Source organism: Halanaerobium kushneri (genome assembly GCF_900156285.1).
In the GTDB taxonomy this organism is placed as follows: Bacteria; Bacillota; Halanaerobiia; order Halanaerobiales; family Halanaerobiaceae; genus Halanaerobium; species Halanaerobium kushneri.
The window spans coordinates 30,660-44,779 of the sequence record NZ_FTNC01000009.1; the positions used below are offsets into that span (position 1 = coordinate 30,660).

General features: G+C 35.9%; 16 protein-coding genes. All 16 read left to right on the forward strand.

The window, feature by feature from the left end; translation table 11 throughout:
* Positions 1-36 precede the first annotated feature (36 nt).
* The 16 genes from dcd (at position 37) to nagE (ending at position 14,078) form a co-directional block, all read left to right on the forward strand.
* Positions 37-579: a dCTP deaminase gene (dcd, locus tag BW929_RS07570; protein WP_076544768.1), complete on the forward strand. Its 543-nt coding sequence runs from the start codon at positions 37-39 to the stop codon at positions 577-579.
* Between the two features lie 16 nt (positions 580-595).
* Positions 596-2,845 carry an IGHMBP2 family helicase gene (locus BW929_RS07575; RefSeq protein WP_076544769.1) on the forward strand — a complete coding sequence of 750 codons (2,250 nt, stop codon included), beginning with the start codon at positions 596-598 and terminating at the stop codon, positions 2,843-2,845.
* Between the two features lie 198 nt (positions 2,846-3,043).
* Positions 3,044-3,190 carry a hypothetical protein gene (locus BW929_RS15355; RefSeq protein WP_199505810.1) on the forward strand — a complete coding sequence of 49 codons (147 nt, stop codon included), beginning with the start codon at positions 3,044-3,046 and terminating at the stop codon, positions 3,188-3,190.
* A 97-nt stretch (positions 3,191-3,287) separates the two neighbouring features.
* Positions 3,288-3,593 carry a type II toxin-antitoxin system HicB family antitoxin gene (locus tag BW929_RS07580; RefSeq protein ID WP_233493831.1) on the forward strand — a complete coding sequence of 102 codons (306 nt, stop codon included), beginning with the start codon at positions 3,288-3,290 and terminating at the stop codon, positions 3,591-3,593.
* A complete protein-coding gene (locus BW929_RS07585; RefSeq protein WP_076544771.1) occupies positions 3,574-3,924 on the forward strand; it encodes a type II toxin-antitoxin system PemK/MazF family toxin in 351 nt (116 codons plus the stop codon). Before BW929_RS07580 ends, BW929_RS07585 begins: the two co-directional genes overlap by 20 nt.
* A gap of 180 nt (positions 3,925-4,104) precedes the next feature.
* Positions 4,105-4,479, forward strand: coding sequence for a hypothetical protein (locus tag BW929_RS07590; RefSeq protein WP_076544772.1), 375 nt, complete (start codon positions 4,105-4,107; stop codon positions 4,477-4,479).
* Positions 4,480-4,502: 23 nt separating this feature from the next.
* A complete protein-coding gene (locus tag BW929_RS07595) occupies positions 4,503-4,931 on the forward strand; it encodes an ATP-binding protein (RefSeq protein WP_234978075.1) in 429 nt (142 codons plus the stop codon).
* A gap of 29 nt (positions 4,932-4,960) precedes the next feature.
* The gene (locus tag BW929_RS07600) at positions 4,961-6,298 is read left to right on the forward strand and encodes a [Fe-Fe] hydrogenase large subunit C-terminal domain-containing protein (protein ID WP_076544773.1); all 1,338 of its coding nucleotides are present in this window, start codon (positions 4,961-4,963) and stop codon (positions 6,296-6,298) included.
* The gene (locus tag BW929_RS07605) at positions 6,288-6,617 is read left to right on the forward strand and encodes a serine kinase (protein WP_076544774.1); all 330 of its coding nucleotides are present in this window, start codon (positions 6,288-6,290) and stop codon (positions 6,615-6,617) included. The genes BW929_RS07600 and BW929_RS07605 overlap by 11 nt, the downstream gene beginning before the upstream one ends.
* On the forward strand, positions 6,618-7,358 hold the full coding sequence (locus BW929_RS07610) for a PHP domain-containing protein (RefSeq protein WP_076544775.1): 741 nt from the start codon (positions 6,618-6,620) through the stop codon (positions 7,356-7,358). It abuts the gene before it with no gap.
* A 22-nt stretch (positions 7,359-7,380) separates the two neighbouring features.
* The gene (gene nuoE, locus BW929_RS07615; RefSeq protein ID WP_076544776.1) at positions 7,381-7,863 is read left to right on the forward strand and encodes an NADH-quinone oxidoreductase subunit NuoE; all 483 of its coding nucleotides are present in this window, start codon (positions 7,381-7,383) and stop codon (positions 7,861-7,863) included.
* 1 nt (position 7,864) lies between these two features.
* Entirely contained in the window at positions 7,865-8,422 is a 558-nt protein-coding gene (locus BW929_RS07620) for an ATP-binding protein (protein WP_076544777.1), read from the forward strand.
* Entirely contained in the window at positions 8,422-8,790 is a 369-nt protein-coding gene (locus tag BW929_RS07625; RefSeq protein ID WP_076544778.1) for a (2Fe-2S) ferredoxin domain-containing protein, read from the forward strand. Before BW929_RS07620 ends, BW929_RS07625 begins: the two co-directional genes overlap by 1 nt.
* A gap of 17 nt (positions 8,791-8,807) precedes the next feature.
* Positions 8,808-10,610, forward strand: a complete 1,803-nt coding sequence (gene nuoF / locus BW929_RS07630; RefSeq protein WP_076544779.1) for an NADH-quinone oxidoreductase subunit NuoF — start codon at positions 8,808-8,810, stop codon at positions 10,608-10,610.
* 24 nt (positions 10,611-10,634) lie between these two features.
* Positions 10,635-12,356: an NADH-dependent [FeFe] hydrogenase, group A6 gene (locus BW929_RS07635; protein ID WP_076544780.1), complete on the forward strand. Its 1,722-nt coding sequence runs from the start codon at positions 10,635-10,637 to the stop codon at positions 12,354-12,356.
* A gap of 288 nt (positions 12,357-12,644) precedes the next feature.
* A complete protein-coding gene (nagE, locus tag BW929_RS07640) occupies positions 12,645-14,078 on the forward strand; it encodes an N-acetylglucosamine-specific PTS transporter subunit IIBC (RefSeq protein ID WP_076544781.1) in 1,434 nt (477 codons plus the stop codon).
* The last annotated feature ends 42 nt before the right edge of the window (positions 14,079-14,120 follow it).

Here is a 14,120-nt window from a genome sequence, read left to right on the forward strand (position 1 = left end):
TTGTTTTTAAAATAAAATATTGTAGAGGAGTAGAAAATGATATTATCAGACAAAACAATAAAAAAAATGTTAGGCAAACAAGAATTAATTATAGATCCTATTGATGAAATGCAAATCCAACCAGCTTCAGTCGATATGAGGCTGGGAGATGACTTTTTAAAAGTAGATGAGAATTCTTTACCACTGATGACATTAAATGATCAGGTTAATTACGAAGAAGTGCGGGGTTCAGAAATTATTATCCCCCCACATTCTTTTTTACTGGCCACAACAAAAGAATACATCAAATTACCTGATAATTTGACAGCCTTTGTTGAAGGCAGAAGCTCAATTGGTAGAATGGGTCTTTTTATTCAAAATGCGGGTTGGGTTGACCCCGGTTTTGAAGGTCAGATAACTCTGGAACTTTATAATGCAAATCGTCTACCAATTAAACTGGAATCAGACCGCAGAATCTGTCAGCTTGTATTTGCCTCAATGGATAATGAAGCTGATAATCCTTATCGCGGTAAATATCAGGGACAAAAAAACACAGTAGGAACCAGAGTTTTTAAAGATCCAGAAAATAAAAAAAGATAAACCTGGAGGTGTAGTTATGGTAACTTTGGTAATTTCGGAAATAGATAAGAGAATTGGCCCCGGAGATATTGTTGGTGCTTTTATCAATGAAGCCGGGACTGCAAGTGATGATATAGGTAAGATTAATATAGATAAAAATAAAAAACAGGCTGAAGTAGAGGTTAATTGGGAATCAGCACCTCAAATTATTAGAGCAATGGACAACAATCAAATTGGGGGAGTTAAAGTTCAGGTAAGTGCTAAAAACCCAGATGATTTGATTGATAAGGAGATAATAAATTATTATAATCGGTTTCACGAATTAGTTGATTTAGAAAGACAGGAAGAGATAGATAGACATAAGCTGGAAATAAAATATTTATCAGCAAGAGAGCGGCAGGCTAAGGGACGTGCTTTATTAGAACTGCATGGAAAAGATAATGGAACCACTTTTGGTCATCGGCCTCTGGTTAAATTCACTTCTAAATATAAAGGTGAAAAACTGGCAGAAACTCAAATTACTCCCGGTGATCTAGTAATGATTAGTTTGGACAAACCTCTGCATCCTGATAACCCAACTGGAACAGTGGTAGAAAAAACTTCTTATTCAATCACAGTTGCTTTCGAGAGTCATCCTCCTGAATTTATCTATAATAAAGGGGTAAGGCTTGATTTGTTTGTTAATGATACAACTTTTCAGAGAATGTTTACTGCTCTTGATAAGATTAAAAATCCAGAGAATCAGCTGCAGGAGAAAAAAAGAGATATTTTACTTGAAAGAAAAAAGGCGGAGTCTGCTGCTAAAGTAGAGTTAGAGCTGGAACATCTCAATCAGTCGCAAAAAGCTGCGGTCGAGAATGCTCTTGCAGCAGAAGATATATATTTAATTCAGGGACCACCGGGAACCGGGAAAACAGTAACAGCAGTTGAGTTAATTGCCAGAGCAGTTGATTATGGTAATAAAGTGCTGGCTGCTGCAGAATCTAATACAGCAGTTGATAATCTACTTGAGCTACTGGCTGAAAAAGAGCTTAATGTAATTAGAATCGGACATCCAATCAGAGTTAATAAAAAATTAAGAGAGCATACTCTTGATGAAGTAGTTATGGAACATCCTGACTATCTCGAAGCCGAAAAATTGCGAGATGAGGTTTCAGATTTAATCAATCGACAGGAATCTTATATTTATCCAGGTGGTAAATATCGAAGAGGCTTATCTGACCAGGAGATAAAAAATTATGCGGAAAAGGATTTAGAACATCATGTTAGAGGAATTAGTCCAGAAGTTATAGGTGAAATGGCAAACTGGCTGGAACTACAGGAAAAAATCGATAGCTATTTTAGACAAATAGAACAGCTTGAAAATAAAGCTGTAGAAGAACTGCTGGATCAGGCTGATGTTATTTGTACTACCAACATTACAGCGGGTTCTGAACTGCTTGAAAATAGAGATTTTGATTTAAGTGTAATTGATGAAGCTACTCAGGCTACACAGCCAGCAGCATTAATTCCTTATTTAAAAGCTGAGAAAACAATTTTAATTGGTGATCATAAACAGCTGCCTCCTACAGTAGTAAATCAGGAAGCTGTCAGAAAGGGCTTGAGTGTTTCTCTTTTTGAAAAACTGATTGAAATTTATCCGGACCAACTGAGTTCTATGCTGGAAACTCAGTACCGGATGAACAGAGAAATTATGGGTTTTTCAAGTATTTATTTTTATAATAATAGTTTAAAAGCTGCTGATTCTGTAGCCGGACGAAAATTAAGCGATCTGGGTGTTAAAATTGATGAAGATCAGTGTTTTACAGAAAAATCTCTTAAGACAGAGTATCCAATGGTTTTTTTAGATACTAAAGAAATGAAAGCAAATGAGAGATCATTTGAGGGCTCAAATTCTTATGATAATCCTGTTGAATCAGAAATTGTACTTGATATACTTGATCGTGCCCTTAAATCTTCTCTTTCGGAAACGGATATAGCAGTGATTGCTGCTTATAAAGATCAGGTTGATTTAATCAATCAGCATAATAGTTTTAAAAATGTTGAGATTGATACAGTAGATGCATTTCAGGGTAGAGAAAAAGAAATGATAGTTTTTTCTGCTGTTCGAAGCAATCAGGAAAATAATATAGGTTTTTTAAGAGATCTACGCCGCCTGAATGTTGCCCTAACTCGGGCCAAAAGAAAAATGATATTTATTGGTGACAGCAGTACTATTTGTGAGTATGATGCATATGCAAAACTCCTTAAATATATCAAAAAAAGTGGACTTTATTATAAGCTTTAACTACTGATTTATAGACCTGATAGCTTATATCCATAATTTATAAATAAATGGATAGCTTTACAGGTCTATAAAATTTAAACTCGATCCAGTTATATCAGTAATCCGGACTGATTTTTTGATTGACAGAATTTGATTTTTGAGGTATAATTACATTATCTAAAGTGTTTTAAAATCATTTTATAATGAGGTGGTTAAACAGTGGAGAGGCTGCGCCGCAAAAGAAATTTTAGTAAGACAGAAAAAGAAGAAATTGCCAGAGAGATGGTAAAGGGCTATGAAAAAATGGCTGCAGTAAATGATGATCTTATTCGAAATGTTTCTCTACTTAAGGATGGGGCTAATTAGTCTCATCTTTTTTTCTTAATTTTCATTAAAAATTAAGCCCTTTGATTGATAATTATTTTCCGAATGATATAATAGAGACAGCTTAAAAACAGTGGAGGTGGGTCAGTTGTCCGAGAGCAGAAAGCTAAATATTGAACTTCCAGTCTATCTGGTAGAAGAAATTGAGCGTTATTGTAAAATTAATAACCAGCAGCGAAATAGCTTTTTAAATCAGGCGGTTAAGTTTTATTTAAAAGAATTAAAAAAAGAAGAGGTTCGCAATCATCTTCGGGATGGGTATAAAAAAATGGCCGGTCTTAATCAGCAGTTAGCTGATGAAGGATTATCAAGTGAGTGTTATTCATATTTATGCTATGAACAGAGACTGGTGGAGTGTGAAAAAATTGAAAGTAAAAAGGGGTGATGTTTTTTACGCAAACTTAAATCCAGTTGTTGGTTCTGAGCAGGGGGGAGTTCGGCCTGTATTAATCATTCAAAATGATATAGGTAATAAATACAGTCCAACAGTTATTGTTGCTGCAATTACTTCTCGGATTAATAAGGCTAAGTTACCAACTCATGTCGAGATTCCAGCTGATTATACAAATCTAGATAAAGATTCGGTAATTCTCCTGGAGCAGATAAGAACTTTAGATAAAAAACGTCTGCAGAGACATATAGCTCATTTAGGAGAGGATGTAATAGAAGATGTTAACCAGTCTATAGAAATAAGTCTAGGTTTAATTGAATTATAAATTATTCTTATCCTGGATAAGTTTTTTCTTCTTGACAGTGTGAAAAAAATATCATATACTTTTGATGAGTAATTTTTTATTGATTAAAGTGAATTTTATCACTATAAGTCATTTGTGGGAATATTTTACAAATTGCAAAAATGGCAATAATGAGATATTATTTAACTATGGAGGTTAAAAATGAAACTAAAAACTGTCAAGTCTCTTCTTAATACAGAAACTATCTTTGAAGCTTCTGATGAAAAAGATGAGTTAGAAGTTAAAAATGCCTGTGGTGCAGATTTGATGAGTGATGTACTGGCTTTTTCAAATGAAAAAACTCTTTTGCTTACTGGCTTGACTAATCCTCAGGTTGTTCGCACTGCTGAAATGATTGGGATTCAGGTGATTATTTTTGTTAGAGGCAAAGAGCCACAGATAGAAACTATTTCTTTAGCCAATCAGTTAAATATATTTTTATATTCCACAGACAAGCCTTTATTTGAAGCCTGTGGTCTTTTGTATAAAAATGGGATTGGACCGGAAGAGATGAATTATATAGAAACCTTCAAATAATTTGTTGGGAGTTGATTTTGTCTTTGCAAAAACAACAGATATTGAATAAAGAAATTGATAGTTTTGATTTTCAGAGTGGAGGAGAAGCTTCCAGTGATTTAAAAAATATTCTACGCAAACTGGGAGTTCCATCAAAAATAGTTCGTAAAACAGCAATAATTACTTATGAACTGGAAATGAATGTTGTAATCCATTCTCTTGGGGGGGAAATTACAGCTTTGATTTCTGAAGATGAGCTTGAAATAAGGGTTGATGACAGTGGCCCGGGAATTGAAGATCTTGATAAAGCTTTTACAGCAGGTTTTTCTACAGCTAGTGATGAAATTCGGGAGATGGGTTTTGGAGCTGGAATGGGACTTGTTAATGTTAAACGATATGCAGATCAGATTGATGTTAAATCGTCAAAAGATGCTGGAACACATGTGAAAGTAATAATTAATTTAGCTAATTAGCATTAACTAATCGCAGCAGGGGGTTAATAATGACCAGAAAGCATTCTGTACTCTTAAAAGAAGAAAAATGTGAGGGTTGTACTAATTGTGTTAAAGGCTGCCCTACCAAAGCAATCCGTGTTCATCAGGGGAAAGCCTGGATTAAAGAAGATTTATGTATTGATTGTGCAGAGTGTATCAGAGCCTGCGAATACCATGCTAAATATACTAAAACAGATCAGCTCGAAAAAATTGTAAAGACTTCGGATTATCCTGTATTATTAATACCACCAAGTTTCTATAGTCAGTTTTCGGCCGAAATATCTTCTCAAAAAATTAAAAAAGCCATACAAAATTTAGGTTTTCGAGCAGTTTTTGATGTTGCTGAGGCAGCAGCTGCCTTATCTCGTAAAACACTTGATTTTCTAAATAATAATCAGGGAAGTTATATATCAACCTCCTGTCCAGTAATAGTCAGATTGATTAAACTTCAATTTCCTGATTTAATTGAAATGCTAATTCCTTTAAAATCTCCAGTAGAATTAATTGCTGAAAGAATTAAGAGAAAGTTTAAAGAAGAAAAAAATATTAATCCAGATATTTTCTTTTTAACACCCTGTCCGGCAAAATTAACGACTGTTAACAGAGCTATCGGACAGAAAGAAAGTTTTTTAAGTGGAGCAATTGGGGTAGAAAATATTTATCAAAAGATTTATGAATCTCTTGCAGATATTGAACTGAAAACAGAAGCAGGAAGAGTAATCACTCTGGCGACAATCTGGGGTAGTGAGGGTGGAGAAGAGGGTATTTTGAAATCCTGGCAGGAACTTAATACTCTGAGTGTTTCCGGGATTAAAGAGGCAAAAAAATTGTTAAATGAAATTGAAAGAAATAATATACCTGATGCAATTAGGTATTTTGAACTTACTTCCTGCACAAATGGATGTATTGGTGGAGTTTTAAATGTAATTAATCCATTTCAGGCTCAGTTTAATTTGGAAGAAAGAATTAAAAAAATCAGGGAAATTACTCAAGCACATAATTTAGACTTTGAGAAAGATGATGATCAGTTTTATAATTTTGCACTTTCCGAAAGTATTACTGCTGATAATGTTTCCAAACTGGACAGTGATTTTAAAAAGGCTATGCAGAAGCTTGAACAGCTGCAGAAAGAAATTGATATTTTGCCTGGCTTAGATTGTGCAGCCTGTGGAGCTCCAGATTGTAAGACTTTTGCGGAAGATGTAGTTAATGGTCGTGCCAGCAGAGCAGATTGTATTTTTATGCTGCGGAAACAGCTTGGTAAACTTGCAGATGATCTTTCGATTCTGGCACACGAACTTCCGCCTGTTATGGCATCTCAAAAGGAGGAATCAGATGACAGTTAAAGAACTTGTAGATCAATTTGATTTGGAAGTAATTGCTGGCCCGGACTTACAAAAAGAAATTGATGGAGCTTATATTGGTGATTTATTGAGTAATGTAATGGCTCGTGCAGAAAAAGGAAATCTCTGGCTGACAGTGCAGGGACATCAGAATGTGGTGGCAGTAGCTCTTCTGGTTGAGCTATCAGCAGTTATACTGGTGGAGGATTTCGATTATGAAGAAAATGCAATACAAAAAGCCTGTCAAAAGGGAGTTAATCTTTTAAAAACAGGGAAAAAAAGTTATGATCTGGCCTGCAGTTTTTACGAAAGTAATATTTAAATGCAGAGATTAAAAGCTGATCTTCATCTTCATTCTGTACTTTCACCCTGTGGAGATTTATTAATGACTCCACTGGAGATAGTTAAAAAAGCAAAATCAGAAGGAATTGAAGTTGTGGCTTTAACAGACCATAATAGTGCCGAAAATGTAGAAGTATTTAAGTATCATTGTGAAAATCATAATTTGAATTTCATTCCTGCAATGGAGGTTGAGACAAAAGAAGAAATTCACATTCTTTGTTATTTTCCAGATCTTATGAAACTTTTTGAGTGGCAGCAGATTGTCTATGATAGTCTACCTAATCAGGCAAATGATGAGGACTTTTTTGGACCTCAAATAAAATGTGATTATAATGATCAATTTCAGAGTAAGGTAAACAGATTACTTGCAGCTGCAGTTGATTTGAATCTGGGAAAATGTCTAAATATGGTTTGTGAGTTGGGAGGTCTTGTTGTACCTTCTCATCTGGATCGAAAAAATAGTATTGTTTCTCAGCTTGGATTTATCCCACCTACACTTGAGTTGAGTACTGTAGAAATATCCAAAAATACTAATCCAGAATTTTTTTTGAATAAATTTCCTTTTATAAAAAATCTGCAGTTTATGCAGAATTCTGACAGTCATTATCTTAAGGAAATTAAAGCTTACCAGCAGCTGGTGCTTAAGGAATTTTCATTTGTTGAATTCAAAAAAACTTTACAAAAAAAAGATGGTCGTAAAATTGAATTAATTAAAACTTAATTTATCAAGGAGGTAATTATTGATGGCAGAAATGACAGAAGAGAAATTAGCTGAATATTTAGAGCCAGTAAAAGAAATTTTGTCGCGTTATGAAAAAAAAGAAAGATATTTAATTCCAGTTTTACAGGAAGCTCAGGAAGAATATGGATACTTACCGGAAGAGGTAATGAAGGAAATTGCACTGGGTTTAAATCTTTCTTTAAGTCAGGTTTATGGTGTTGTAACCTTTTACAGTCAGTTCCACCAGGAACCTCGAGGTAATAATATAATCCGAGTTTGTATGGGTACAGCTTGTCACGTTAGAGGTGGAGATGGTATCCTGAAAGCAATAAGGGATGAACTGGGCATAGATGCCGGAGAAACTACAGATGACTTAGAATTTACACTTGAGTCTGTAGCCTGTATTGGTGCCTGTGGTCTGGCACCGGTTATAATGATTAATGATGATACTCATGGTCGTTTGACTCCCGAAAAGGTTCCCGAAATTCTGGCAAAGTACCAGTAAAATGAGGGAACTATCTCTTCATATTTTAGATATTATAGAAAATTCCCGAAGAGCAGAAGCTGATTTAATTAAAATAAAGATTGAAGAAAAAAAAGATTCCAATCTACTTAGGATAGTGATCGAAGATAATGGTAATGGAATTGCCCCAGAAAAAATAGAAAAGATTACTGATCCTTTTATCACTTCTCGAACTACAAGAAATGTTGGACTTGGACTTTCTTTATTTAAATCAGCAGCAGAAAGCTGTGCGGGTGACTTTAATATTGAATCTGAAATTAATGAGGGAACTCTGGTAATAGCTGAGTTTAAGTATGATCATATAGATCGAGCGCCACTGGGAGATATAACAACGACAATTAGTAATTTTATTGCTGCAAGTGGTGACCAGGTAGATCTTGTTTATCAGCATTGTTATAACGAAAATAGTTTTAAATTTGACAGCAGAGAAATTAAAGCTGAATTGGAAGATCTTTCAATTCAGTCCCGGCAGATAATTGCCTGGATTAGAGAATATATTGGAGAAAATTTAGCAGAAATTCGCGGAGGTGAAGCTTTTTAATGAAATCTTTAGCTGAGTTAAAAGAGTTGAGAAATAAAGTTCAAAAAGAAATGAAAAAGCGTGATCAGGGAACAAGAGCTGAAATTATAGTTGGTATGGGAACCTGTGGTATTGCAGCAGGTGCCAGAGACATTTTAAAGGCTGTGCTGGCAGAAGTTGAAAAACGTGATCTTGATGTTAGAGTAACTCAGACCGGCTGTATTGGAATGTGTGAAAAAGAGCCTTTAATTGATGTTAAGCTTCCTGGTAAAGAGAGAATTACTTATGGTAATTTAAGTGAAGCTGATGTGCAAAAAATTATTACAGAACATGTAGTCAATGGCAATATAGTTAGTGATTTGGTAATCGCCAGACACAAATCAGAATAATAAGGAGGCACTTGTAAATGAAGGATTCTATTTATCGTTCCCATGTTTTAATTTGTACAGGAACAGGATGTGTATCATCTGGAGCTAAAACTTTGAAAGAATCGTTAGAAGAAGAATTAGCTGCAAATGATTTAAGTGGAGAAATAAAAATTGTAGAAACTGGTTGTCATGGATTTTGTGAAAAAGGGCCAATAATGATAGTTTATCCTGAAGGTGTGTTTTACTGTGAGGTTCAGGCAGAAGATGTGGAAGAAATAGTAGAAGAACATTTATTAAAAGGAAGAACAGTAGAAAGACTGCTTTTTAAAGAGCCAATGACCGAAGAGCAAATTCCTTCCTATCAGGATATAGATTTTTATAAAAAGCAGCAGCGAATTGCACTTGCCAATTGTGGTAAGATTGATCCGGAAGATATTAATGAATATATTGCTCTGGGAGGATATGAAGCAGCAGGTAAAGTTTTAACAGAAATGGAGCCTCAGGAAGTTGTTGATACTATCAAAGATTCTGGTCTTCGTGGCCGTGGTGGTGGTGGATTTCCAACAGGTTTAAAATGGCAGTTTGCCAAAAATTCTGAGAGTGATAAAAAGTATGTTATCTGTAATGCTGATGAAGGAGATCCAGGTGCCTTTATGGACCGCAGTATTTTAGAAGGAGATCCTCACAGAATTATAGAAGGTATGCTGGTTGGTGCCTATGCAATTGGCGCTGATGAGGGATATGTTTACGTTCGAGCTGAATATCCACTGGCAATTAAGAGGCTGGAAAAAGCTATTGAGGATGCCGAAGAATATGGGTTATTAGGAGAAGATATTTTTAGCAGTGGATTTGATTTTAAACTTCATATTAAAAAAGGTGCTGGAGCCTTTGTTTGTGGAGAAGAAACTGCTCTAATGAATTCAATTGAAGGTAAAAGAGGAATGCCTACTCCCAGACCACCTTATCCAGCAGTAAGAGGTTTATGGGGTAAACCAACTAATATCAATAATGTAGAAACCTATGCAAATATTCCCTATATTATTAATGAGGGTGCAGAAAACTTTTCTGCAATTGGTACAGAAGGTAGTTCTGGAACAAAAGTATTTGCTTTAACTGGAAAGATTAATAATACAGGTTTAGTGGAAGTTCCAATGGGGACTACTTTAAGAGAGGTTATTTTCGAAATTGGCGGTGGGCTTGGTAATGGCAAAAAATTCAAAGCCGTACAGACCGGTGGACCGTCTGGTGGATGTCTGCCTGAAGATTATTTAGATTTACCAATTGATTATGATTCACTTTTGGATGCTGGAACCATGATGGGCTCTGGCGGAATGGTAGTTATGGATGAGGACTCCTGTATGGTGGATGTAGCAAGATTTTTCTTAAACTTTACTCAGAGTGAATCCTGTGGTAAATGTACTCCCTGTCGTGAGGGTACAAAAAGAATGTTAGAAATTTTAAACAGAATCACTGACGGTGAGGGTAAAGATGGAGATATTGAATTATTATTAGAATTAGGAGAACATATTAAGAGCACCTCTTTATGTGGTCTTGGTCAGTCTGCTCCCAATCCTGTTTTAAGTACAATTAGATATTTCCGGGATGAGTATGAAGCACATATTCATGATAGTGACTGTCCTGCAGGAGTATGTACGGAATTAGCCAGTGCCTATGTAATTGATGAGGAAGCCTGTATAGGCTGTGGAAAATGCGCTAAAGTTTGTCCTGTAGATGCAATTAGTGGGGAAATTAAGAATCCATTTACTATAGATCCTGAAGTTTGTATAGCCTGTGGAGCCTGTGAGCCAGAATGTCCTGTAGACGCAATTTCACAGGGATAATCTCTTATAATAGGAGGAAAATTAATGAGCAAAGTAAAGTTAACAATAGATAGTCAAACTGTTGAAGTTGAAGAAGATAGTTCACTTTTAGAAGCTGCCAAAGAGATTGGGATTGATATACCTGTACTGTGTTATCATCCTGATTTAAGTTTGCACGGTGCCTGTCGGGTTTGTGTAGTAGAAGATGAGGAAAGTGGCCGTTTATTAGCGTCCTGTGCTACCCCGGTTACAGAGGGAATGAAGATTAATACCCGCAGTATGAAGGCCAGAAAGGCAAGACGTAAAAATGTAGAGTTATTACTTGCAAATCATCCTAATGATTGCCTGGGTTGTGATCGTAATGGTCACTGCGAATTACAGGATCTAACTTATGAACTGGGAATTAGATCTGAAGATGTGGCAAGATTTGCTGGAGAAAAAAGTGAATACGAACTGGATACAACCGGGCCGGCTTTAAAAAGAGATCCAAATAAATGTATTCTCTGTGGTCGCTGTGTTCGTATTTGTGAAGAAGTTCAGGGGGTGTCAGCCTTACAGTTTACTCAGCGTGGTTTTGATTCCATAGTAACTACGGCTTTTGATCTGCCTCAGGCAGAAATTAACTGTGTTAATTGTGGTCAGTGTGCAACTGTTTGTCCAGTAGGAGCAATTACTGAACTGAGTGAAATTGATAAAGTATGGGCAGCATTAGAAGATGATGAAAAACATGTTTTAGTTCAGACTGCGCCATCAGTTCAGGCTACTTTAGGTGAAGAATTTGGTATGGAGCCGGGAACAGTTGTAACAGGTCAGATGGTGGCTGCCTTGAGAAGGCTTGGTTTTGATCAGGTATTTTCAACAGATTTTGCAGCTGATTTAACTATTTTAGAAGAAGGAAATGAATTCTTAAAGAAACTTAATGGAGAAGGAGAATTACCTCATATTACTTCCTGCTGTCCGGGGTGGGTTAAAGGAGCTGAACATAACTTCCCTGATCTTTTAAAACATTTATCATCTGCTAAATCACCAATGCAGATGTTCTCTGCTCTAAGTAAAACTTACTATCCTGAGCAGACCGGAGTTGATCCAGCAACAATTTATACTGTAGCAGTTATGCCCTGTACTGCTAAAAAGTTTGAAAAAGATAGAGAAGAAATTAATGGTTCAGACTTTAAAGATACAGATGCAGTTTTAACTACTCGAGAATTTGCCCGGATGATTAAAGAGATGGGAATTAATTTTAATTCATTACCAGAAGAAGATTTTGATGAATTAATGGGTGAATCAACAGGTGCTGGAACTATTTTTGGTACAACTGGTGGTGTAACTGAGGCTGCAGTTAGAACAGTAAAAGAAAAATTAACAGGTGAGCCTCTAGAAAGATTAAACTTAGGTTTTAGAGGGATAAATCAGGCAGAAGTAAGAATCGGAGACCGCCTGGTTAAAGTTGGAATTGCAAATGGCTTTGCCAATGCTCAAAAACTACTGGAAAGAGTTAGAGCTGGAGAGTGTGAATTAGATTTTATTGAAATAATGGCCTGTCCTCATGGTTGTGTTGGTGGTGGAGGTCAACCTCGACCTGCAACAAATGAAAAGAAAGATAAAAGAGCTCAGGGACTTGCTAATATTGATGACAGCAGTAAAATAAGGAAATCTCATGAGAATCCTCAAATATTAAAGTTATATGAGGAATTTTTAGGGGAACCTTTAGGAGGAGAATCACATCATCTGCTGCACACTAAGTATAAAGCTAGACCAAAAAATTAATAGTTTAAATTAAGTGTTTTATTTAAATTAATAACTTTAAAAACCCGTTCTGGTTAAATTACATCAGAACGGGTTTTTTGCTTATTGATAGCAATTACTGTATCTAATTGATTATCTTGACAACAAAACTTAAGTTGAGTATAATTAAAAGTAGAGTCAATATTCACAAAATTCAAATCTCGGCTAAAATGATATTAAATTATTCGTACTCAGTCGGGGTGTAAGCAGAGGAGGGAATTAACTTAAAGTATCTGAGTGATTTTTAAAATAACAGGGAGGTTGATTTAATTGAAAAAAGTATTTTCTCAATTACAGCGTATTGGTAAATCTCTGATGCTGCCAATCGCAGTCTTGCCTGCAGCTGCTTTACTACTAAGATTAGGTGCAGGGGATGTCTTTGATATTCCATTTGTTATGGCTGCTGGTTCTGCAATTTTTGATAATCTGGCCTTATTATTTGGTATTGGTGTTGCAGTAGGAATTGCTTTTGACAGTTCTGGTTCAGCAGGTCTGGCTGGAGCAGTTGGATATCTTGTAATTACTAATGGTACTCAGGCTATTAATTCTGATATTAATATGGGTGTTTTAGCCGGTATTATAGGTGGACTAACTGCGGGAGCCTTATACAATCGCTATCATGATATTCAATTACCTGATTTTTTAGGTTTCTTTGGTGGCCGCCGTTTTGTTCCAATAGTAACTGGGGCTGCCGGGGTTGTTTTGGCCGGAATATTTGGCTTTATCTGGCCCCCCATTCAGGATGCTATTCAAATGGCTGGACAGTGGATTATTGATGCTGGTGCAATTGGTGTATTTGTATATGGTTTCTTAAACAGGCTATTGATACCTGTTGGTTTGCATCATGTTATTAATAGTTTTATCTGGTTTGTGTTTGGAGAATTTACAACTTCAGCTGGAGAAGTTGTAACTGGAGATTTATCCAGATTTTTTGCCGGAGATCCATCCGCCGGATTCTTTATGTCTGGATTTTTTCCTATTTTTATGTTTGGTCTGCCAGCAGCAGCATTAGCAATGTATCACGCAGCTAAACCGGAAAATAAAAAAGCAGTTTCCGGTATTTTCTTAAGTGTTGCTCTTACTTCATTTTTAACAGGAATTACAGAACCGATTGAATTTTCATTTATGTTTTTAGCTCCTGCTTTATATGTTATTCATGCAGGTCTAACTGGTCTATCTTTAGTCACAACATATATACTGGGAATTAAACACGGTTTTGGATTTTCTGCAGGAGCAATTGATTATTTCTTAAATTATGGACTTGCGACTCGGCCTCTGTTAATAATACCAATTGGTCTGGTGGTTTTTGCCATCTATTATTTCCTTTTCCGTTTTGTAATAGAAAAATTTGATATTGCCACTCCAGGACGTCTTGATGCAGATGTTGATCGAGGAACCGAAATGAGTGTAATGCCCGAAACTCAACAGAAAAAATCAGGAGGGAAAAGTAAATCAAAAAACAAACCAAGAGCTTATATAGAAGCTCTTGGTGGAGAAGATAACATAAAGAAAGTTGAAGCCTGTATTACTCGACTTCGTTTAGAGTTAAGAGATACGGAAAAAATAGATGAGCAGACTTTGCAGCAGCTTGGCGCAACCGGTGTTTTAAAAGCGAATAAGAATAATGCTCAGGTTGTAGTTGGAACAAAGGCGGAAATGATTGCTGATGACATAAATCAGGAATTAAAAGTGATGCGGGAATAAAATAAATTAATTTATTAATTAAAGCCGGAGTCTTTGCTCCGG

Excerpts from the sequence above, each read along its gene's own strand:
- dcd (WP_076544768.1), top strand. The coding sequence starts at position 37 with ATGATATTATCAGACAAAACAATAAAAAAAATGTTAGGCAAACAAGAA.
- BW929_RS07575 (WP_076544769.1), top strand. The coding sequence starts at position 596 with ATGGTAACTTTGGTAATTTCGGAAATAGATAAGAGAATTGGCCCCGGA.
- BW929_RS07620 (WP_076544777.1), top strand. The coding sequence starts at position 7,865 with ATGAGGGAACTATCTCTTCATATTTTAGATATTATAGAAAATTCCCGA.
- BW929_RS07635 (WP_076544780.1), top strand. The coding sequence starts at position 10,635 with ATGAGCAAAGTAAAGTTAACAATAGATAGTCAAACTGTTGAAGTTGAA.
- BW929_RS07605 (WP_076544774.1), top strand. The coding sequence starts at position 6,288 with ATGACAGTTAAAGAACTTGTAGATCAATTTGATTTGGAAGTAATTGCT.
- BW929_RS07610 (WP_076544775.1), top strand. The coding sequence starts at position 6,618 with ATGCAGAGATTAAAAGCTGATCTTCATCTTCATTCTGTACTTTCACCC.
- nuoF (WP_076544779.1), top strand. The coding sequence starts at position 8,808 with ATGAAGGATTCTATTTATCGTTCCCATGTTTTAATTTGTACAGGAACA.
- nuoE (WP_076544776.1), top strand. The coding sequence starts at position 7,381 with ATGGCAGAAATGACAGAAGAGAAATTAGCTGAATATTTAGAGCCAGTA.
- BW929_RS07625 (WP_076544778.1), top strand. The coding sequence starts at position 8,422 with ATGAAATCTTTAGCTGAGTTAAAAGAGTTGAGAAATAAAGTTCAAAAA.
- BW929_RS07600 (WP_076544773.1), top strand. The coding sequence starts at position 4,961 with ATGACCAGAAAGCATTCTGTACTCTTAAAAGAAGAAAAATGTGAGGGT.
- BW929_RS07590 (WP_076544772.1), top strand. The coding sequence starts at position 4,105 with ATGAAACTAAAAACTGTCAAGTCTCTTCTTAATACAGAAACTATCTTT.